22 protein-coding genes are annotated in these 21,478 nt (G+C 40.8%); 18 read left to right on the top strand and 4 right to left on the bottom strand.

The genetic code is table 11. The features are described from left to right. Positions 1 to 18: 18 nt before the first annotated feature. The 7 genes from ACQKNS_RS13855 (at position 19) to phoU (ending at position 8,217) form a co-directional block, all read left to right on the top strand. Positions 19 to 1,239 (top strand): MFS transporter, encoded by a 1,221-nt coding sequence (locus ACQKNS_RS13855; protein ID WP_427643625.1) that lies wholly within the window; start codon positions 19 to 21, stop codon positions 1,237 to 1,239. A 194-nt stretch (positions 1,240 to 1,433) separates the two neighbouring features. Further along, positions 1,434 to 3,608, top strand: a complete 2,175-nt coding sequence (locus ACQKNS_RS13860) for a peptidoglycan D,D-transpeptidase FtsI family protein (protein ID WP_427643627.1) — start codon at positions 1,434 to 1,436, stop codon at positions 3,606 to 3,608. A 205-nt stretch (positions 3,609 to 3,813) separates the two neighbouring features. After that, positions 3,814 to 4,779: a PstS family phosphate ABC transporter substrate-binding protein gene (locus ACQKNS_RS13865; protein WP_076365289.1), complete on the top strand. Its 966-nt coding sequence runs from the start codon at positions 3,814 to 3,816 to the stop codon at positions 4,777 to 4,779. A gap of 139 nt (positions 4,780 to 4,918) precedes the next feature. Further along, positions 4,919 to 5,818 (top strand): phosphate ABC transporter permease subunit PstC, encoded by a 900-nt coding sequence (pstC, locus tag ACQKNS_RS13870; protein ID WP_427644214.1) that lies wholly within the window; start codon positions 4,919 to 4,921, stop codon positions 5,816 to 5,818. Between the two features lie 3 nt (positions 5,819 to 5,821). Continuing rightward, the gene (pstA, locus tag ACQKNS_RS13875) at positions 5,822 to 6,700 is read left to right on the top strand and encodes a phosphate ABC transporter permease PstA (protein ID WP_427643629.1); all 879 of its coding nucleotides are present in this window, start codon (positions 5,822 to 5,824) and stop codon (positions 6,698 to 6,700) included. Between the two features lie 54 nt (positions 6,701 to 6,754). After that, complete coding sequence (gene pstB, locus ACQKNS_RS13880) at positions 6,755 to 7,543, top strand: phosphate ABC transporter ATP-binding protein PstB (RefSeq protein ID WP_427644215.1); 789 nt, start codon at positions 6,755 to 6,757, stop codon at positions 7,541 to 7,543. Between the two features lie 20 nt (positions 7,544 to 7,563). Further along, positions 7,564 to 8,217, top strand: coding sequence for a phosphate signaling complex protein PhoU (gene phoU / locus ACQKNS_RS13885; RefSeq protein ID WP_192205541.1), 654 nt, complete (start codon positions 7,564 to 7,566; stop codon positions 8,215 to 8,217). Between the two features lie 68 nt (positions 8,218 to 8,285). On the opposite strand, the gene ACQKNS_RS13890 is transcribed toward phoU, so the two are convergent. Both ACQKNS_RS13890 and ACQKNS_RS13895 read right to left on the bottom strand, forming a co-directional pair. Continuing rightward, positions 8,286 to 8,612 (bottom strand): hypothetical protein, encoded by a 327-nt coding sequence (locus ACQKNS_RS13890; protein WP_427643631.1) that lies wholly within the window; start codon positions 8,610 to 8,612, stop codon positions 8,286 to 8,288. A gap of 127 nt (positions 8,613 to 8,739) precedes the next feature. Then, complete coding sequence (locus ACQKNS_RS13895; RefSeq protein WP_427643633.1) at positions 8,740 to 9,120, bottom strand: hypothetical protein; 381 nt, start codon at positions 9,118 to 9,120, stop codon at positions 8,740 to 8,742. Between the two features lie 405 nt (positions 9,121 to 9,525). Here ACQKNS_RS13895 and ACQKNS_RS13900 point away from each other — a divergent pair, with 405 nt between their 5' ends. The 5 genes from ACQKNS_RS13900 (at position 9,526) to ACQKNS_RS13920 (ending at position 13,142) form a co-directional block, all read left to right on the top strand. Continuing rightward, complete coding sequence (locus tag ACQKNS_RS13900) at positions 9,526 to 10,143, top strand: hypothetical protein (protein WP_427643635.1); 618 nt, start codon at positions 9,526 to 9,528, stop codon at positions 10,141 to 10,143. A 117-nt stretch (positions 10,144 to 10,260) separates the two neighbouring features. After that, a complete protein-coding gene (gene rpmG, locus ACQKNS_RS13905; protein ID WP_028391797.1) occupies positions 10,261 to 10,410 on the top strand; it encodes a 50S ribosomal protein L33 in 150 nt (49 codons plus the stop codon). A gap of 178 nt (positions 10,411 to 10,588) precedes the next feature. After that, positions 10,589 to 11,161, top strand: coding sequence for a 5-formyltetrahydrofolate cyclo-ligase (locus ACQKNS_RS13910; protein WP_427643636.1), 573 nt, complete (start codon positions 10,589 to 10,591; stop codon positions 11,159 to 11,161). Positions 11,162 to 11,237: 76 nt separating this feature from the next. Then, the gene (locus tag ACQKNS_RS13915; protein ID WP_427643638.1) at positions 11,238 to 11,426 is read left to right on the top strand and encodes a hypothetical protein; all 189 of its coding nucleotides are present in this window, start codon (positions 11,238 to 11,240) and stop codon (positions 11,424 to 11,426) included. A 177-nt stretch (positions 11,427 to 11,603) separates the two neighbouring features. Next, positions 11,604 to 13,142, top strand: coding sequence for a rhomboid family intramembrane serine protease (locus tag ACQKNS_RS13920; RefSeq protein WP_427643640.1), 1,539 nt, complete (start codon positions 11,604 to 11,606; stop codon positions 13,140 to 13,142). On the opposite strand, the gene ACQKNS_RS13925 is transcribed toward ACQKNS_RS13920, so the two are convergent. Continuing rightward, positions 13,137 to 13,994: a hypothetical protein gene (locus ACQKNS_RS13925; protein WP_427643642.1), complete on the bottom strand. Its 858-nt coding sequence runs from the start codon at positions 13,992 to 13,994 to the stop codon at positions 13,137 to 13,139. The two genes, ACQKNS_RS13920 and ACQKNS_RS13925, sit on opposite strands and share 6 nt — an antisense overlap. Before the next feature lie 211 nt (positions 13,995 to 14,205). On the opposite strand from ACQKNS_RS13925, the gene ACQKNS_RS13930 reads away from it, so the two are divergent. From ACQKNS_RS13930 to ACQKNS_RS13950, 5 genes are all read left to right on the top strand, one after another. Further along, positions 14,206 to 14,415 carry a YqgQ family protein gene (locus ACQKNS_RS13930; protein WP_076365307.1) on the top strand — a complete coding sequence of 70 codons (210 nt, stop codon included), beginning with the start codon at positions 14,206 to 14,208 and terminating at the stop codon, positions 14,413 to 14,415. 14 nt (positions 14,416 to 14,429) lie between these two features. After that, positions 14,430 to 15,401, top strand: a complete 972-nt coding sequence (locus tag ACQKNS_RS13935; protein ID WP_427643643.1) for an ROK family glucokinase — start codon at positions 14,430 to 14,432, stop codon at positions 15,399 to 15,401. A gap of 173 nt (positions 15,402 to 15,574) precedes the next feature. Next, positions 15,575 to 17,428: an LTA synthase family protein gene (locus ACQKNS_RS13940; RefSeq protein ID WP_427643644.1), complete on the top strand. Its 1,854-nt coding sequence runs from the start codon at positions 15,575 to 15,577 to the stop codon at positions 17,426 to 17,428. A 144-nt stretch (positions 17,429 to 17,572) separates the two neighbouring features. Then, positions 17,573 to 18,739 (top strand): M14 family metallopeptidase, encoded by a 1,167-nt coding sequence (locus ACQKNS_RS13945; RefSeq protein WP_427643645.1) that lies wholly within the window; start codon positions 17,573 to 17,575, stop codon positions 18,737 to 18,739. A 173-nt stretch (positions 18,740 to 18,912) separates the two neighbouring features. Continuing rightward, entirely contained in the window at positions 18,913 to 20,085 is a 1,173-nt protein-coding gene (locus ACQKNS_RS13950) for a hypothetical protein (protein ID WP_427643647.1), read from the top strand. 41 nt (positions 20,086 to 20,126) lie between these two features. Here ACQKNS_RS13950 and ACQKNS_RS13955 read toward each other — a convergent pair whose 3' ends face one another. Then, positions 20,127 to 20,300: a DUF2759 domain-containing protein gene (locus ACQKNS_RS13955; RefSeq protein WP_064505148.1), complete on the bottom strand. Its 174-nt coding sequence runs from the start codon at positions 20,298 to 20,300 to the stop codon at positions 20,127 to 20,129. 234 nt (positions 20,301 to 20,534) lie between these two features. On the opposite strand from ACQKNS_RS13955, the gene ACQKNS_RS13960 reads away from it, so the two are divergent. Then, a complete protein-coding gene (locus ACQKNS_RS13960) occupies positions 20,535 to 21,161 on the top strand; it encodes an MBL fold metallo-hydrolase (protein WP_427643648.1) in 627 nt (208 codons plus the stop codon). Positions 21,162 to 21,478: the final 317 nt, after the last annotated feature.

The raw sequence follows: 21,478 nt of genomic DNA on the forward strand, positions 1-21,478 counted from the left end.
TAAAGGAGAGTTAAAACAATGGGTATTTTAGAGAGATGGTTGGGTGAAGCGGGAGGGAAGAAGGATTTGCACCTCCTTTTGTTTATTGGCGGGCTGTACAGCCTCAGTATTGCTTTATCCAATACATTCGTTAATGTGTACTTGTGGAAACAATCCGGTCAAATAGTTGATATTGCCGTATATAATCTAACCGTGGTGCTTTTTCAGCCGCTTACTTTTGTCTTTGCTGGCAGGCTGGCGAAGAAGGTTGATCGAATCATTGTTTTGCGTCTGGGTGTTATCTTTTTGGCCCTATTTTATTTATCAGTGCTATTGGTTGGCACAAGGGCTACGGATTTCCTTTGGTTGCTTGGAGCACTGTTAGGAATCGGTTATGGGTTTTATTGGCTTGCTTATAATGTATTGACATTTGAGATAACTGAACCGGAAACAAGGGATTTCTTCAATGGTTTTTTAGGGATTTTATCATCACTGGGGGGAATGGTCGGTCCGATTCTTTCAGGGTTCATCATTTCAAGGCTAGAAAAATTCACGGGTTATTCCATTGTATTCGGATTGTCCTTGCTTTTGTTTTCCGTTGCGGTGTTTCTTAGCTTTTCGTTAAAAAGACGTCCAGCGCATGGAAGATACTGTTTTCTTCGGATATTGCAGGAACGGAAAAATAATCGGAATTGGCTCTTGATCACTCGTGCCCACTTTTTTCAAGGGATACGAGAGGGTACATTCATGTTCATCATTTCGATTACCGTTTTCATTCAGACGGATAGTGAACTTGCGTTAGGGAGCTATGGTCTGTTAAATTCGGCCATATCATTCGTTGCGTATTTTTTGGCTTCACGGTATATAAAACAGCCGATGCGAAAAAAGGCCATCCTTATTGGAGGAATCCTGTTGTATGCAGGTGTCTTATTGATTGCATTTGATATCACATTCGGGAAGCTTCTCATTTATGGGGCAATTGTCGCTACCGCTTATCCTATTCTTTTGGTCCCTTATATATCATTGACTTATGACATTATAGGACGGGCTTGGAAAGCAGCGGAAATGAGGATTGAATATATCGTTGTCAGGGAGCTGTTCGTCCATATTGGAAGGATTGTATCCATATCAGGATTCATACTTTCCGTCATGTTATTCGACCTAAAGCAATTACTGCCGATTTATCTGTTAATTGTCGGTGCTGGGCATACCGTGATATATTGGTTTGTACGGAAAATCGAATTCATTGACCAAGATTGAAAAGAGGCCTTAGAGGCCTCTTTTCAATCTACATGACTTACGGTTTTGGGATTTATGAGCCGTAAGTCACTTTTTATGTAATGTTCGTTAGTTGTTTAATATTTCTAGAACACTAAGGTAGAAAAAAATATAAATGTTCTATAGAATAGTATAGGACCTATTATGACTATGTAAAAAAGGATGTGTGGCTTAGTGTGAATAAAAAGAAAAAGAAAAAGACGCATGTGCCTTTCAGATTGAATATTCTTTTCTTTTTAGTGTTTGTTTTGTTTTCCGCTTTAATTTTACGCTTGGGAGTTGTACAGATTGTTTATGGTGATGATTACCGGCGTGAGATTGAAAGAACAGAGGAAGTGACCGTGAATAATTCGGTGCCCCGTGGGAAAATGTATGACCGGAATTTAAAACTGATGGTCGATAACCAACCACTGGATGCAATTACATATACACGAAAGCAAGGTACGAAACAAACAGAAATGGTGGAAACGGCTGAGAAACTCGCGAAGTTGATCGAAAAGGAAACAGACAAAGTGACTGAGCGCGATAAAAAGGATTTTTGGATTTTGAAAAATCCAAAGCTGGCCGAGAAAAAGATTACGGATAAAGAACGGAAAAAAGTGGAAGAGGGCGAGATGGAAGAAAGTGAATTGTATAAGCTTCAGCTTGATCGGATAACTGAAGAAGAAACAAAGCTTTCGGAAAAAGATCTGGAGGTCCTTGCGATCTACAGGGAGTTTGCAAGCGGATATGCCCTTACACCGCAAATCGTGAAAAACAAGAAAGTAACAAAAGAAGAATTCGCCAGGGTGAGTGAAAACCTTGATTCTCTCCCAGGGGTCGATGTATCTACAGATTGGGATCGTTTTTATACATATAATAAAACACTTAAATCTGTATTGGGTAAAGTTTCCTCATCTGAAGAAGGGTTGCCTAGTGAAAGCCTGAACTACTACCTTGCACGTGATTACAGCCGGAATGACCGTGTAGGTAAGAGTTATATTGAGGCGCAATATGAAGATATCCTTCAAGGGCAGAAAGCGAAAGTAAGGAATGTGACCGATAAATCAGGAAATGTCGTCGATTCCGAAGTGATAACCGAAGGTTCGCGAGGAAAAGATCTTATATTGACAGTTGATATGGATTTACAGCTTGCAACAGAGGAGATCATTGAAAAGCAATTGATCGCCAAGAAAAAAATGGGTAACACCAAATTCTTGGACAGGGCCTTTGTCGTTATGATGGATCCCGATACGGGGGAAGTATTGACGATGGCTGGCAAGAAATATGAGAAGGACCCAAAAACGGGGAAATCCTCGATTGAGGACTTCGCATTAGGAAATATCACGACTTCCTATACGATGGGTTCTGCGGTTAAAGGTGCTACCGTTTTAACCGGTTATCAGCAAGGTGCGATCCAGCCGGGTACGTACTTTTATGATACGAAGTTGAAAATCAAAGGTACACCGGCCAAAGGTTCATATAGTGACTTCGGGAACATAAATGATTTGACCGCATTGAAAGTATCTTCGAACGTTTATATGTTCAGAACGGCAATAAATATTGCAGGTGCACATTATGTGCCGAATGAACCGTTGAATATTAGTTCAAGCGCCTTTACGACCATGCGAAATTCATTCGCCCAGTTTGGCTTGGGAGTCCGTACGGGGATTGATCTTCCGAATGAAATGAGCGGGTTCAAAGGTTCTGACGTATCTCCTGGTAAACTGCTTGACCTTGCCATCGGCCAGTATGATACGTATACACCAATGCAGCTCGCGCAATATGTTTCAGCCATTGCGAATGGCGGTAACCGCATGAAGCCGCATATGGTTAAGGAAATCCGCGATCCGGTTGATAATAATGAGGAATTGGGGCCAGTTGCCGAAGACGTTTCACCGACTGTCCTTAATCGTCTTGATATGAAGGAAGAGTGGATTGAACGTGTTCAGAGCGGTTTCGATAAAGTTGCGATGGAACAAGGCGGAACGGCTTATACCTATTTTGGGAATAAACCGTATACGGTGGCAGCTAAAACCGGGACGGCGGAAGCATTCTATGATGGCCCGAACCGGATGGATTATAACGAGCCCCAAGAAACGATGAACATCACGCTTGTAGGATATGCCCCAGCCAAAAATCCGGAGGTCGCTTTTGCGGTCGTTGTTCCGTGGGCATACCAAGGACATTCAGGCCACAGCATGAGTAAAGAGATAGGTGAAGAAATTATGGATACTTATTTCGAACTGAAAAAAGAACGGGCTAAGAAGGAAACGGAAAATACCGAAACCTCGACTGATTTGAAAGTAGAGAATGGTAAAGACGTTCAAAAGGACCAGGCTGACGTCAGGAAAAGCCAGGAAAATGAATAAAAGGTTAAAACACGTTTTTGGGTAAAACCGAAAACGTGTTTTTTTGTGTTTTAAGAACGAGATCAGTACTGTTCTTTCGCCTTTACAAATAACACACAATTATTTACTGAATGTTTACAAATGCTTTAAACGGAATTTACAGTCTGAAAGTATGATGTGAGAGTAGGACAAAATATTCATATAAAATTCTTAGGGGGATTTACAAATGAGACGTTTCAAATTTATGGCTATGACCGCAGTAATGGGTGGAGTAATCGCAGTGGCAGCTGGATGTGGATCAAATGATACTTCAAACAGCGGTAAAGGAAATGAAGCGGCTTCAGATCAACTCAAGGGCGAAGTTATTACGGATGGTTCTTCAACGGTCTTTCCAATCATGGAGGCAGTTGCAGAAGAATATATGGCTACACAGCCTGATGTGAAGGTTTCAGTTGGATCGTCAGGAACAGGTGGGGGATTCAAGAAATTCATCGCTGGTGATACGGACCTAGCCAATGCATCCCGCCCGGTGAAAGAAGAAGAAAGTGCCTTACTTGATGAAAAGGGAGTTAAATATACAGAATTGAAACTGGCTTTTGACGGGATATCAATCGTCGCCAATAAAGATAATGAATTCATTGATTCACTAACAGTTGAAGAACTTCAAAAACTGTGGGTTGATAATGGAAAGGTGAAGAAATGGTCTGATATACGTCCTGAATGGCCGAACGAAGAAATTAAATTCTACTCTCCGGGAACAGATTCAGGAACATATGATTATTTCAATGAAGTGATCCTTGAAGAAAAACCGATGGTGGAAAATGCTACGCTTTCAGAAGATGATAACGTTCTTGTACAAGGTGTAGAAGGTGATAAAAATGCGATCGGATTCTTCGGTTATGCCTACTATGCAGAAAATAAGGATAAGTTGAAGATCATTTCCATCGACAATGGCAAAGGTGCTGTTGAACCAACACATGAAACGATCAAAAGTGGGGAGTATGCACCGTTATCACGTCCACTTTACACATATGTAGCTAATAAGTCTGTAGCTGAAAAAGAACAAGTCGCAGATTATACTCAATTCGTCATTGAAAATGCAGGAGAGCTTGCTGAAGAAGTGGGTTATATCAGCCTGCCGGAAGAAGAATACCAGAAAGATCTTGATAAATTAAAAGAACTGGAAAAATAAAACGATATTACAGGCTACTGAAATCCCGCCTTGACTCGATTAAGGCGGGGGTAACAGCTTGTAAATCCAAATATTGCGTGTCTGAAATGGAGGATGCAAGTTGGAACTTAGAAAAACAGAAACCTATTCTGTACAGCAAATGATTCTGGAAAAGAAAAGTAAGAAAAAAATCAATATGGAAAAAGTCATACCTAAGCTTTTGTTCCTTACGGCGGCAATTTCCGTTTTTACTACAATCGGGATCATACTGACCCTTATATTTGAAACATTTATCTTTTTTGACAGAGTTTCCATCGTCGAATTTTTTACGGAAGCTAAATGGCTGCCATTTGCATCTACACCTTCCTTTGGGATTATGCCACTTATAGTTGGAACGTTGAAGATAACAGTCATAGCAGCGGCGGTTGCAGTTCCGGTAGGACTTGCAACAGCCATTTTCTTGAGTGAATATGCATCAGAGAAAACACGGAGAATCATCAAGCCGATTTTAGAAGTTTTAGCTGGGATTCCTACTATCGTTTACGGTTTTTTTGCCTTAACTTTTGTAACACCGGTTTTGCGGGATCTATTTCCTTCCCTTGACATGTTCAATGCCTTGAGTCCAGGAATCGTTGTAGGTATCATGATCATGCCGATGATAGCCTCATTGTCGGAAGATGCCCTTGTATCGGTGCCTAAGTCGATTCGCGAAGGTGCGTATGCTTTAGGAGCAACGAAACTCGAAACGACAATTAAAGTGGTATTGCCAGCAGCCATTTCAGGAATTGTGGCATCCATCGTCCTTGCTTTATCAAGAGCGATCGGGGAAACCATGATTGTGAGCGTTGCCGGTGGCTCGACTCCAAATATGAGCATGGATGTCACTTCATCAATTCAAACGATGACCGCTTATATCGTTCAGGTCAGTTCGGGGGATGCAGGATACGGGACAACGATTTACTACAGCATATATGCGGTTGGAATGACACTGTTCGTCTTTACGCTTGTCATGAATTTACTGGCGCAGTTCATCTCTCGCAAGTTCAGGGAGGAATATTAAGACATGAAACTGATAAACAAAAGTCATGTTGCAAAAAAAATGCCTGCTAGGCTGGCTGTTAACACGATTTGTAAAGGATTATTCTTCTTGGCAACATTGGTTGGCCTCCTAGTATTGGCCATCTTATTTTATCGGATATTCACTCAAGGAATTGGCAGTCTGAATGGGGATTTCCTTCAGAATTTCGCTTCAAGGAAACCTGAAGAGGCTGGTATAAAAGCAGCACTGATCGGTTCAATCTGGTTGATGGTAGTGGTGGCTCCAGTTTCCCTGCTGCTTGGTGTTGGAACGGCCATTTATTTAGAGGAGTATGCCAAAAAGAATTGGATCACCACTTTTATCAAAGTGAATATTTCCAATCTGGCAGGTGTCCCATCAATTGTATTTGGACTGCTGGGCTTAACGGTTTTCGTTCGTGCACTAGCCTTGGACCGGTCCATATTGGCAGCAGGCTTGACCATGAGCCTGCTCGTTCTCCCGGTTATCATAGTAGCTGCCCAAGAGGCCATACGTGCCGTACCTCGTGATTTAAGGGAAGCTTCATTTGGAATGGGTGCAACGAAGTGGCAAACCATATTGAAAGTGGTCCTGCCGGCTGCCGTACCTGGCATTTTAACTGGAGGAATACTTGCTTTGTCACGGGCAATCGGTGAAACGGCGCCATTGGTGGTGGTTGGCATACCAATGTTCATCGCCTTTTTACCACAATCGTTCATGGATACATTTACAGTGCTGCCAATGCAAATCTATAATTGGACATCTCGTCCGCAGGAGGAATTCCAGCAGGTTGCTGCCGCGGGGATCATCGTATTACTCTTCCTGTTAATAATCATGAATTCAATAGCGGTTATCATTCGAAATAAATTCCAGAAAAGATACTGACAGGAGGAAGGAAGCGTGAATATGACCTTAACGAGAGAAAAAGAGTCACATGCAATCGGGATCGAAAATGTCGGACCAGCTGCCTTGACGAAAAAGGTGTATGAAACATCCAATCTCAATTTATGGTATGGAGAAAACCATGCTTTGAAAAATATTAATCTGGATATGCATCAAAATGAAGTGACCGCCATCATCGGGCCTTCAGGATGCGGGAAATCCACATACATCAAAACATTGAACCGTATGATAGAACTAGTCCCGGATGTGAAAACGACAGGACAGATTAAATATAGAAACAGGAATATCCTCGATCAGTCCTATAAGGTGGAAGATTTAAGGACACAGGTGGGGATGGTCTTCCAAAAGCCTAATCCCTTCCCTAAATCAATTTATGAAAATGTTGTATACGGACCAAAAATCCATGGAATTAAAAATAAAAAAATTCTTGATGAGATCGTTGAGAAGAGTTTAAAAGGGGCAGCCATTTGGGATGAGGTGAAAGACCGTCTGCATGAAAATGCATATGGACTTTCAGGCGGACAGCAACAGCGTCTTTGTATTGCGAGATGTTTGGCAATCGAGCCAGATGTCATTTTAATGGATGAACCGACTTCTGCCCTTGATCCGATATCCACTTTGAAAATAGAAGAATTGGTCCAAGAACTGAAAAAGGATGTCAGCATCATCATCGTTACACATAACATGCAGCAAGCAGCACGTATCTCTGATAGAACAGCCTTCTTCTTAAATGGGGAAGTCATCGAATATTCTGATACAAACACCATCTTCTCTAATCCGAATGATAAAAGAACAGAAGATTACATTACCGGACGCTTCGGTTAAAGAGAAAGGGAGATGCGATAATGATCGTTCGTGAAAATTTCGAGCTTCAATTGAAAGAGCTACAGGAGAAAATAGTGAAATTGGCTAATTTAGCTTCAGGTGCCATATCGAAATCATATGCCGCACTGGAAAACAATAATGTGGATGATGCTCTTGAAGTTATTGATGATGATACAATAGCTGATTTACTGGAAGAGGAGATCAATGACTTTGCGATTTTACTGATTGCTAAGCAACAGCCGGTTGCAATTGATTTAAGGCGCATCATTGCTGCCATAAAAATCGCCTCGGATATTGAAAGGATGGCTGACTTTGGTGTGAATATCGCTAAAGCATCCATTCGAATCGGTGACCAGCCATTTATTCTGCCATTAACACCATTAAAGCAGATGCATGATATCACATTAAAAATGATTCAACTTTCGATAGAAGCATTTGAGAAGGAAGATGTTGTTCTTTCAAGGGAAATCATTGAAATGGATGATGAGGTTGATCGCTTTTATGGAGATATGATTCGAAGTCTCCTTCGCCTTTCAGATGAAAAAAACCTGCAGCAGGTTACACAACTTTCCTTAATTGCCCGATATTTGGAAAGGACAGCGGACCATACAACGAATATCGCAGAGAATATTTACTTCCTGGTAAGAGGAAGATATATCAGCAGGAATGAATGATTACATCCTAATGTAAATAAGAGAGACTTTTTATCGGACATCGTCCATTTAAAAGTCTCTCTTATTCATTAATGGGTCAAAGTATGGGCCAATTGTCTATATGTCATATTATTTGTAACAACAAACTCGCCGATTTGTATTTTTTTTGAGAAATCACGGTCATTCATGTAAGCTTCAAATTCAGCAGAATCCTCGATGATTTTTTCCTTGGAAAGGCTTTCGGCAATTTCTGTTGCGGTCATATTCGATTTCACTTTAAGTGTATAAGTGACGATGGAGGGATCTTTTATTGAAGCCTCTTTCTCCATTGATTCCTTAACCGGATCCTTGGGTCGCACGGTCTTTTTAGCTTCCTCCATAGGAAGTGTAACGACGTATCCCTTTTCCACGAGCAATTTCTTGGCTTCCTCCGCAGTAGGGGGGGGCCTTCGAATAATCCGGTCCCATAATAAAAGCCAGCAAAGGTTGTTGTGGTAAAAATGATCCCGGCGGAAAGACCTTGCAGTCTTGCTTTGTTCATGTTCATTCACCCCGCAATCTTTGCTGCTCGATCACTGAAATGGTTTGTTCCTTCGTTAACGAGGATTGTCCAGCTATCTGGTCCAAAGAAAGACCTTGACTATATAAAGATAGAACCTGGCTTTTTAGAATGTCATGAATAGGTTCGATATCATTGGGATTGACAGTTGATTTATCCTTAACAGGGGGAACAATGTCGTCCTGGATGACGAATTCCTCTTCAAGTATCTTCACCTTCATCTTTAATTGGTAGATATCCTGCATATACGTTAGTGTCATATGTTCTAAATCTTCTTCTAATTTGGCAACTTTATCTTTACCGAAATAGGAAATGATGAGAAGGACGATTGCTAATGAAAAGAGAAGGATGATAAGTGTTACCATGTTTTCACCTCAGAAGATAAATTTCGACAATATACTTATATTTTACACATATTTTTAAAAAAATGGAGATTTTCATATTCAAAATGGGACTTATCCTTCATTTATCTTCTGTTTTTTTAAAAAAAATGACGAAAAGCCTTATGACCGTCGCTGAAGAAAAAAAATTAGATATTAAAACGGGAAAAAAACCTTTGAGAGATAACATACATAAAATTCGACAAAAAGTGTTTATTGTCCATCAGCCAATTCAGTGCTAACATAAAGATAGAATAAATCGAAAAAAACAAAATATTTTGAATAGTTAAAATCGTTCAACCTATAAGAAAATGGTGTGCAGATTCTAAGTGATTGTTTCACTGTCAGCGCCTAACGATAAGTTATATAAAGATAAATAAAGGGGAAGGGATGATTATTATGAATTCGCTATTCGCGTATATGCCGCAGGATAACCAGGATATATTCCGTAAGGGACTAAAAGTTGGGCTATGGATGGATGGGAGTTTTGATTGGTATCCTGAGGAAGATATGATGAGTCATCCTAATGGAGAGATCCGGACACTTTCACAAACATATACCCAAGGGCAGGTGACCTTTTCGAAGTTCACGATTAGGAATACATCATTCGAGACTAAGCGTCCTAAAGTGTTTTTTCACTATGAAAACGCTTTCGAAAGGCAGGCAGTAGCCTTTTATAGCCCGAATGAACGGGCGATTTTACATGTAGCCCCTCAATCGATTGCCTTATTGGGTGGATTGGTGAAAGGAAAAAGCATCTCCCAATATTGCATCCAAGGTAAGGGAAGCCTTTATCAAGAGGGGTGCTTCAAATCATTGAAAGAAGGACTCCTGGCTTATTCACCACTCGCCAAAGGGGAAGTTACCAGTGTGTTTACGTTAGAGACGGAAATATTACCGAAAGAATGTGTGGAAGCCGTGGCATGGGTCATTCATGCTGAAACGAAAGAAGAAGCGAAAGTTATAAATAATCAGCTCCTCCTGACGATGCAAAACGTAAACAATTAAGAATTCAAAAACTTAATGTTGGATTTCCCAAAAAACATACTAGCAATTCGCATTGAATAATGCTATTATAGAAAAGTCCTATGTGAAAATGTCAATATGTTTGGAGGGAAATACACAATGCGCGTGAATATTACATTAGCTTGCACTGAATGTGGAGACCGTAACTATATTTCTAAAAAAAATAAACGTAACAATCCAGACCGTCTTGAGCTTAAAAAATACTGCTCAAGAGAAAAACGCAGCACGACTCACCGTGAAACAAAGTAAGCAACAGGATTTTTCCTGTTGTTTTTTTTATTCATTTTTTTAATTCCTTCTTTCTCACTTTCCTTTCGTGAATATTTTCAGAAAGCCCTAATGATTCGGCAATTTCCGACACGGTATTTTCGAAAATGAACAAATATTATGAGATAATGAAAGAGATAGACTAAAGGAGTCGGAAGAGATGAGAGAAAACAAGAATAAGATCCGTCAAGAAGTTAGGTCCCGTTTAATGGAGCTGACTAAAGAGGAACATGAAGAACTATCGAACAGAATCGCTGAAAACTTATTTTCCCTGGAGGAATGGAAAAAAGCAGAAAAAATTGGCATCACCATCTCCATCCCGCCTGAAGTTCCAACGGTACGGATCATCGAAAAAGCATGGAGTGAAGGGAAAGAAGTGGCAGTGCCAAAATGTGATCCTGAAAAAAAGACAATGGAATTCAAAAAAATTTCGTCCTTCAATCAGCTGGAGTCTGTTTATTACGGATTGCTGGAACCAGTCGCTGAAACGGCCAAAGCTCGCAAAGAGGAATTGGATGCATTGATCGTACCCGGTCTTGCTTTTACCAAGGAAGGGTATCGCTTAGGCTTTGGAGGGGGCTATTATGACCGTTTCCTATCCTTTTACCGTGGTGATACATTGGCCCTTACATACGAGCTTCAATTAATGGATGAACTCCCGATAGAGGTACATGATATAGCGGTCGGCAAACTCATTACCCCATCCAGGATTATACGCACGTACGCTCATTAAGAACATGTTTATTAATTATCACTTTTAGCTCATAAAAATCCTGTCCTGTATCAAACTATTGATAGGAGGGATTGTTATGCTTCGAATAATTATTCAAATCTTCTTGGTTGGTTTAGTTGTTTATGCAGGTTACCAAAACCGGTACCGCCTGATAAATGTTGCGCTGTCCAACGGCGTACTGAGAAGATTTCTAGTGACTAAATCCTTGGATATGCCAATGTTCAGGGATAAAATGATGCAAAGCATGTTCACTCAGACCAAATGAGGATGCCGGCGTCTTGAAAAGGAACCTGATCAGGGGTTCCTTTTTTATTTATAAGGATAGGGGAGAGTGGATTTTAAGCAGTCTCCTTTTTTACTTTTTACATGATTTCGTCTATAGTTTTAATTAAAGAAACAGGAATTTTAGAAGCCTAAGTTTCATTGGAAAGTGGGGAAGGCATTGGGATTTAAAGAGGATTATTTGTATTGGGAAACCATAAGGGAGTTGTCTGCCCATTATGATTATCGAATGATCACTGTCACGGAAAACCATCAGGAGATTTGGCTAGAGAGCGATAAGAATAAGGAGTTTCCAGTCATAAGACTCATTAGGCATGATTTGGATTGGGCTAATTGGCTGAAACGCGATATCGACCGAACATTGCAGAATGGGGAAAGGATCAGAAGGAAATTATACAAGAAGCCCATAAACATATTAAGTATCTATGTTAGTAAATTCGCCCCGGTGGATGATCATGAATTTAGTTCACGGGTGGCTTCCTTTAAAAAAACGAATGTCCACACGTTTCTTCTAACGTGTGAAAACTTTCATGATTCGTTGCAAAACCTTGAACTTGTTTTGAAAAAACCATTTTCAATTCAAATTCCTGAAGAAAATGAAATAGATGAGGAAAAGGTCATCGCAGTAAAGAAGGCTGCCATCTCGGAGTCAGTCAAAAAGGCAAAGGCAGAGCAAAAGGTATTTCAAAATGCCAATAAGCCATTCTTTACATATATATTCATGGCGATACAAATAGCTGTGTTCATCTTGATGGAGTTTAATGGGGGCAGCACCAATTCAAAGACTTTGATCGAGTTTGGGGCTAAATTTTCCCCTTATATCATACAAGGGGAATGGTGGCGGTTCTTTACTCCGATGATTGTCCATATTGGGTTCATTCATTTACTGATGAATACATTTTCATTGTATTTAATCGGTGCTGAAGTTGAAAGGATTTACGGAAATGCCAGGTTCCTTATCATCTATATATTCGCTGGTTTCGCTGGAACTTTAGGCAGCTTCATCATGACCCCGAATCTTTCCGCGGGAGCGAGCGGAGCCATTTTTGGCTGTTTTGGGGCACTTCTGTACTTTGGCATCGTCTATCCGAAATTATTCATGCGTTCGATGGGCTCATCGGTGATTGTGTTGATCATCATTAACTTAATATATGGTTTCACCGTTTCGGGAATTGATAATGCAGGGCATATCGGAGGTTTGATCGGAGGGTTCTTGGCTGCTGGAGTGGTCCATTTGCCAAAATCCAAGAATATCTTTCGGCAGCTGGCTTTTCTGATAGGGACGGTAATACTGACCTATGCCCTGCTGCAATTTGGTTTCAATCATCAGGAAAGTGCAGCAATAGATGATAATACCATGGCCATAATGGCCCAAAAGTATATAGATGATGATGAAGAGGACAAAGCGGAAGAGATGCTATTCAAATATGTGGATGCGAATCCAGAAGCACCGCTATCGCTTTTTATACTGGGAAATTTATCTTTTGATAAAAAGGACATATACAAAGCAAGGGATTATTATGAAAAAGCGATCGAAAGTAATCCGGATTTGCATGAAGCCCATTACAATCTTGCCTTAGTCTACATGAATCTCGGATCATTCGATCAAGCCAAGGAGCAAGCTGATAAGGCCATTGAGCTTGCCCCGGATAATAAGTCATACACTAAACTGCTGGCGGAAATTGAAAAGCAACTATAACTTTTGACGCAACATGACTGGGGTACCGTCTTTTAGGGTAAACAAGACAAGTATTTCACTTTGATTCTTCGCCATAAGCAATAGGGGGGTGGTGCTACCTTGTGGAGTCACAGTGGATCCATCCTCCTTTTTTATTCCCAACACATAATTTTTGTAAAGTCCTTCCCATAGTTTCCCCACAATTTCCTCCCGTTTGAATTGGGGGAAGGCAGCAAGCCATTGATTTTTCTTTGAGGGCAGATCTGTTAAAGAGATGATATCAAACTGTTCCAGATTCACTTGAAAAGCTTGACCCGCTTTCTCCAAACCATTTCGAACCGTTTGCTCTGTCAAGCTGTCCAGCGTTTTTTTCCACTGAACCTGTTCTTCTGAAAGGGGACGGTGGAAAAATTGAAAAACCGGTGTCGTTACTGTATAGAGTTTATCTTTACTGAGCTGCTGGGCACTGGTGAAAATTGTGTCACTCGGATGAACCTCGGCATAATGAAATGTTACCGCTTCATAACGCCCGCTCTCGGATTCTTTAGATTTTGCTTTTTGAGAGAGTTCTTGTTTATTTTGGCGCCAATTTTTTAAAGCTCCAGTCAATTTTCCATTTTTGTATAAAAGCGATACGTCCTGACGTAAGTAAGCAGGCCGGTCCAAAGAAGAATCTACCCTCCAAGTGATGGTATAGGTGGAATCCCCGGTACCGTTCGGTGTCAGGTTGGTGGAGGCATAATCAAAATGGAGCGAGGAATCGATGGGAAAAAAAATGATGGTTTCCTCTGTCTGTTTATGATTTGATAAATAAAGGATGACAAAAATGGTGGTTAAAATCAAAAAGACGGTATACTTCAATTGTACTTTCATTATTCCCCTCCGTTTTCACGCGTGATGAATGCATTAAACATTAAGCCGTTAATCAAATCGAAAGAGTCCACATTCTTGATATTTCATCATATGAATACAATTGGACATGTATGTGGGGGGATGGGGGAAATTATCATAGGGGAAATGGGCGCTTGTTACAAAGAGGCTGATTCGATATACTTTCCTATAGAAAAGAGTAAAGAGGTTTACTATGAAAACATATTATGATCTACAACAATACTTGAAAAGATTTGGTACATTTATCTATATTGGTGATCGCTTAGCCGAGCTTGAACTGATGGAAGCCGAAATAAGGGAAATCCACCGTATGCAGATGATGGATACGAAAGATTATCAAATGGCGATCCTTTTAATTAGGCAGCAATTGTCTCTTGAAAGGGAAAAACAGAAAAAAAATTGATAAAAAAGGTGAGAATGATGGAAAAGTGGCTGATGGGTGTGGATTTAGGCGGTACAACTACCAAACTGGCTCTGATCAATTTATACGGAGAGATTATTCATAAGTGGGAAATCAACACCGACATCTCCGAAAAGGGAAAATTCATTACGATTAACATAGCCAAAGCAATTGATGCGAAGCTCGTGGAACTTAAAGAACCGAAAAGTAAGATAGTAGGGATAGGGATGGGTGCTCCCGGGCCGGTGAAATTTGTTAACGGTTCCATATATGAAGCCGTCAATCTGGGCTGGAAGGACTATCCTTTAAAAGATTTATTGGAGGTGGAGACATCTCTTCCGGCAGTGATCGATAATGATGCCAATATGGCAGCTTTGGGAGAAATGTGGAAAGGTGCCGGTAACGGTGCCAAAGACCTCGTTTGTGTAACTCTAGGAACGGGTGTAGGCGGCGGGATCATCCATAATGGGCAAATTGTCCATGGGACCAGTGGGGCTGCTGGAGAAATAGGGCATATAACGGTTGTAACGGACGGAGGGGCACCATGCAATTGCGGGAAGACTGGTTGTTTGGAAACGGTTGCTTCAGCTACGGGAATCGTCCGTATGGCTTTAGAGGCCTTGAATACCGCCGATGAACAGTCAATGCTTCAGCAGAAAGTCGAAGAGGGAAATGCGGTTACTTCCAAACTGTTATTCCAGTGCGCTGCAGCAGGTGATCCTTTGTCCAAAGCTGTGGTAAATAAGGTAGGCAATTACTTGGGTCTGGCATTATCACATGTTGGCAATGTCATGAATCCAGATAAAATCGTCATTGGTGGCGGCGTTTCGCAAGCGGGAGACATTTTGCTTGATCCTGTCCGTTCTGCCTTCGGAAAGTATGCATTCAAACGGGTTAGTAAATCAACGAAAATCAGCCTGGCCACACTTGGCAATGATGCAGGGGTAATAGGTGCAGCCTGGCTCATTAAAAGCCAACTGAATACGTGATCCCTTGCTGCCCTGTGGCAAACAGGGTGAAAAAAAGATGGAATCTTCAAAAAACACCCCCTTTTGAGGGGCGGGGCAATCGTTCCTGCTTTTGCATAGGGGGAGAAACCATGACCCATGATTGAGGCGCTCTGCATCTTAGCTAGCGCTTTTTCGATGAGGAGGGAGCAGGATTGAAAAGGGTCTTCAAAAAACAGGGATATTCTTTGTTTTGGGTCGTATTGATTTCACTTTGGCTTAAAACATATATTGCTTATAAAACAAGTTTTGAGATAGATATTGATAATTGGATCCAGGAGTTCATACTATTCATCAATCCTGTCAGTTTCCTCTTGCTTACTCTTGGCGTGAATATATTTTTAAGAGAAAGTAGAAGGACAGCCTACTTATTGATCATGAGTTTTTTCATCACCCTTGTCCTTTTTGCCAACCTTGTTTTTTATCGCTTTTTCAATGACTTCTTAACCATTCCCGTTCTTTTCCAAACGAGCAATATGAACGACCTTGGAAGCAGTGTGCATGAATTGATCAATCCAAGTGATCTTTTGTATTTTGCCGACATTCTGGTCTTGATGCTTCTGATGAAATATAAACCAAAAACATTCCATGAATGCCGATACAATCCCAAGGACCGTAAATTCTTTTTGTTAATGGCTTTGGGAGTGACATTTTTTAACTTGGCTTTAGCGGAAGCGGCGCGCCCTGAACTCCTGACAAGAACGTTTGACCGCGAAATCCTCGTTAAGAATATCGGTACATATCATTATCACCTTTATGATGCAATATTACAGACGAAATCATCAGCTCAACGGGCACTTGCGGATGGCAGTGAATTGTCGGAAATTGAAAATTATGTCCGTGCGAATCAAAAAAAGGTTAATGATGACCTTTATGGTCTGGCAAAAGGCAAGAATGTGATCCTGGTATCATTGGAATCCACTCAAAGCTTTGTCATCAATAAAACTGTCAACGGTGAAGAAATCACTCCTTTTCTGAACCAATTCATTAAAGAGAGCTATTATTTCAATAACTTTTATCACCAAACTGGCCAGGGGAAAACATCCGATTCAGAATTCATTATTGAGAATTCCCTCTATCCTTTAGGTAGGGGTGCAGTATTTTTCACCCATGCCCAAAATGAATACAAAGCCACCCCAGAAATCTTAACGGAAAAAGGGTACAATACAGCTTCCTTCCATGCCAATAATAAAAGCTTTTGGAATCGTGACATCATGTATGCTTCTCTTGGGTACCAACGGTTTTATGATAGTGATGAATACAAAGTCTCTGAAGGGAATACCATTAATTGGGGTTTGAATGATAAATCGTTCTTCAAGCAATCAATCTCTCACTTGAAGCGGTTGCCAGAGCCTTTTTATGCCAAGTTCATAACGTTAACCAATCATTTTCCATTCACTTTGAATGAAGAAGACCGGACATTGGAGCCATACGATTCAAATTCAAAAACATTGAATCAGTATTTTCCGACCGTACGTTATACAGACGAAGCCTTGGAACAATTTATCGGTGATTTGAAACGGGATGGAATATATGAGGACTCCATTATTGTACTATATGGTGACCATTATGGAATTTCGGAAAATCACAACTCTGCCATGAGCCAGTTCCTTGGGAAGGAAATCACGCCTTTCGAATCCACCCAACTGCAGCGTGTCCCGCTCATCATACATATCCCTGGGCAGGAGGGGAAAACGATTTCCACCGTTTCCGGCCAAATTGATGTAAGGCCGACTCTCCTTCATTTATTGGGGATTGAAAATGATGATTATCTCGAATTCGGCAAAGATCTTTTTTCTGAAGAAAGATTAGAATTCACCGTTCTTCGCGATAGCAGTTTCATCACAAGGGATTATCTCTATACGATGGATACCTGTTATGATAAAAAGACCGGAGCGGCGACTGCAAAGGATTCATGTGAAAAGTATTTGGATAAGGCAAAGCAGGAGCTTGAGTACTCCGATAAAATCATATATGGGGATTTGCTCCGATTTTATGAGCAACGTTGAATAAGGAAACCTGGCGCAATCCAGGTTTTTTTGTTTTTTTAGGAGAATCAGTAGCATGCCGAACATGAAACACGTAAGACTTCCTGAACATTTTTCCGTTTTTCACTTCATAAAGATAAAACAATGAAAGGGGCGGAGGCTGAAATGAAAGTTATGAGCAGAAGCGGGGATGATTTGGCTTATTACAGTCAATTGTTCCAAATTCCACGGGTTTTGATTGAGGATGCCAATCCCGCCATTACTGGCGGGGTTTTGCCAAATGGCATGGAGGTACAGATACCTGGGTACATTGTTCAGGAAGAGTCCCGGTTGGATATTGATTTTGCCGAAATCGCGTTACAATATCACCTGCCCATCGATGGGATCATATTGCTGAATCAAGATGGACAAAAACCTTTTTCCGTACCCGTCCGGGTGATCAATCCCATGATTGTGGCCGACAAGCCCTATGATTATCAATCACTTCTTGACGATCTTGATATTCTATCTTTCCATTACCCCTTTATTAAGGTTGAATCGATCGGGCGGAGTGTGTTGGGAAAAGAACTACTTGAGGTAAGAATCGGTCAAGGTGAAAAGGTTATTCACTATAACGGTTCATTCCATGCTAATGAATGGATCACCACGGCGGTTTTGATGAATTGGCTGAATGATTTTCTGCTGGCGGTAACGAACGATCGTACACTATGTGGAATGGATTGTATGCCTTTCTATCGGGATATGACCATTTCGATGGTTCCAATGGTGAATCCGGATGGAGTCGAGCTTGTCCTAAAGGGGGAGGAGGCGGCAGAGGGGAAGGTTGATGTTTTAAAAATAAATAATGGTAATCCTGCTTTTTATGCTTGGAAAGCCAATATCCGCGGTGTAGACCTGAATAATCAATATCCTGCCAATTGGGAGATTGAAAAGCGCAGAAAGATTCCAAAAGCCCCTGCCCCGAGGGATTTTCCAGGAGAGACCGCGCTATCAGAACCAGAAGCATTGGCCATGAAAGAGCTGGCAATAAAACGGAATTTTGAAAGAGTGATTGCACTTCACACCCAGGGAAAAGAATTCTATTGGGGATATGAGGGACATGAACCTGAACAGGCAGCGATTGTTGCGAGGGAGTTTGAGGAGCGCAGCGGATATCGGGCCGTACAATATGTTGACAGCCATGCCGGGTATAAAGATTGGTTCATTCAGGAATTTAAACGCGGCGGATTCACAATCGAACTGGGAAAGGGCATCAATCCGCTTCCGCTATCCCATTTGCCTGGTATATATGAAGATTCTGTCAAGATTTTGATGGCAGGCCTATATATGTGATGCATCCCCACTAAGGAATATACTTCCAAAAAAATATAAGATCATTATCCGCCACATTTTCTCTTTTTTACACTATAATGAAAGAGAGTAAGGATTCGATTGGTCACTCCTTACTCTCTTTCTAATGTCTCGCTCACATATGCCAGGCGTTTTAGTTTAGAAGTGGGAGGTGTGTGGAGATTAAAGTATCCAAAGCGGCACTTTGTATGCGGCTTTCCATTTGTAAGATGTTGTGTTTCGTCCCATTATTTATCTCCACTATCCTTCTTATCTCGGCTTGTGAGCCTTCCAAGGACCTTAGTAAAACCGTAAATGTTACGGAAAAAGAACATTCCCAATCTAACATGGAAACTTCAGAAAAAAATTTAAAGGTCCCGACCGCAGAAACGGAAAAAATCGAAGCCATTTTTGGATGGCTGGATTCTAAAACCATTTTATATTCTGTGAAGCGGGATGGTAATGAATTATCCCAGTTGATGGCATGGAATTTGGAAACGAATGATACTTCCGTTTTCTATCAGCCGGCTTTTACGTTTTCTGAAGTATCGATCAGTCCGTCTGGTACGCATATTTTGTTAACGTCCTTCACCTCTTCGGATAAAGCATCAATCACAATACTCGATAAAACGGGAAATCCATTGTATTCCGTGGCGATTCCAGCCTATGAATTAGCTTATGAGTGGAATTCATTTAAAGATGGCCAGTTGTTTGTATCGAGTTTTTCTGAAGATTGGACATACAGCAGTTATGTGTTGAATCCAGATGAACAAACCATGGAAACTCTGGACTTTCCGCAGCCCTTTGCTCAATGGGCAAGTGAGAATGAATTGATGTTTCTGGATTGGGACAAGGAAGAACCTGCTTTGACGGCTCCCCTAGAAAGAAAAGCGCTGAATGAGGATGGGGCGGACAGCGTTATGCTTGATGTCATTCACTTTAAAAAAATGAAACAAGCGCTGATGACGATTCAAGTGGAGACAGAAAAAAAAGATCGGGGTACATATGCATTTTATGATTCAACAAACAAGCCGATCCACTCTTTTTCCGTGCCGCTATTGAAAAGCTTTTCAGATTGGGTGATCCCATCCTATGATTTCATTGAAAAAAACAAGGAATTCATTACGTTCATTCCTAATGAATCAAAAGATGCGGACCAATATGAGGGAAGGTTTACCTTAACTAAATTAAATTGGGAAAAAGGCACACAAGAAGAATTGATGAAGGACATGGAAAATGAACCATTAAGCTGTTCGCTTGATGGCAACTTCTGCTTATATGGATATCAATTTGAGAAAATCATTGATATGAAAACCCATCAAATACAAAGATTGTTCAAACAAACATGATGACCTAATACAAAAGCTCGCCGGATGGCGAGCTTTTTTCTTCAATGGGCAACAGGAAAACCGCTGTTGATGATAGTCATGACAGTGAACCAGCCAAACACGACTGCACTGCCGGCTGCAAAAATGAATCCTAAGAAGTTTCTCTTTTTTAATGAGGTAAACACAGCTGCTACGCCTAATATAGCCACAAGTCCGAAAACAACCATTAATATCATGTCAAAACCCCCTTTTTACGTAATGAATACCTAATCCCTAATAATATACCCAGAGAATAAAGCAACTACCAAAAATATGTAGAAAAGATTGCATTTGTTAATATCTTAATATTTTTTCAATTATTTGTCGAGGTTTAATAGGTGACACTTCTATGACTTGAGTAAACTGGATTAACATTAGCAGCTTAATTAGTGTAAGATGAAGGTAGAAAATCATAAATGGAGTTGATGGAAATGAAATGGAAACAAATTCCTCTAGGTCCGCTGCAAACGAATTGTTATGTAGTTTCCGATGGACAGGATTGCATCATTTTCGATCCGGGTGAAGAGCCTCAGAAAATCATACAGTACATACAAACAAAAAATTTAAAGCCGTTGGCGATTTTATTGACACATGCACATTTTGACCATATCGGCGCTCTTGATGCTATTCGGGAACATTATGGGATACCTGCATATATTCATGAAAAAGAGGCCAAGTGGCTTCTTGATCCCTCGTTGAATGGTTCCCAAAACTGGTTCCCTGAAAACCCGATGCGAATGAAGCCTGCCGATCACATCCTGGCAAATGAGCAGGAGCTTACTATTGGAGGATTCACTTTCGAAGTATTTGAAACTCCCGGACACTCACCAGGAAGCGTTTCGTATTATGTGAAGGAAGAACGTTTCCTCTTTTCAGGCGACGTCTTGTTCCAAGGAAGCGTTGGCAGAACCGATTTAATAGGCGGAAGCGAGGCAGTGCTTTTAAATAGCATTGAAACGAAGCTGCTGACACTTTCTGATGATGCTATCGTTTTTCCTGGTCATGGACCTGTCACGACCATTATGGATGAAAAGAATACTAACCCCTTTTTGAGATAAGACTTTTACAGGTGCCACATGGCACCTGTTTTATTTTTACCATCTTATAATGTAAAAATATTGAAAGGGGTCATTTCCACAACTATACTGAATATAAAAAACGTTGAACTTCCTGGGGGTTTCCTAGTGTGGATGACTCTTCTGATTCTGCTCTGAAGTAAAATGCCTATTTGCTGGAAGCATTCATTTTTTAATTGTTGCACTCTTTAGAACTGTGAGATGAAAAATTGAACATTTTGTGAACCTTATATTTTTTTCGTGTATGATTGTCGATAAAAAAACTTATTTATGTGTTTTATTAAGAAAAAGGGAAATTT

Origin of the sequence: Peribacillus sp. NPDC094092 (assembly GCF_050279365.1) — a bacterium.
Lineage (GTDB): Bacteria > Bacillota > Bacilli > Bacillales > DSM-1321 > Peribacillus.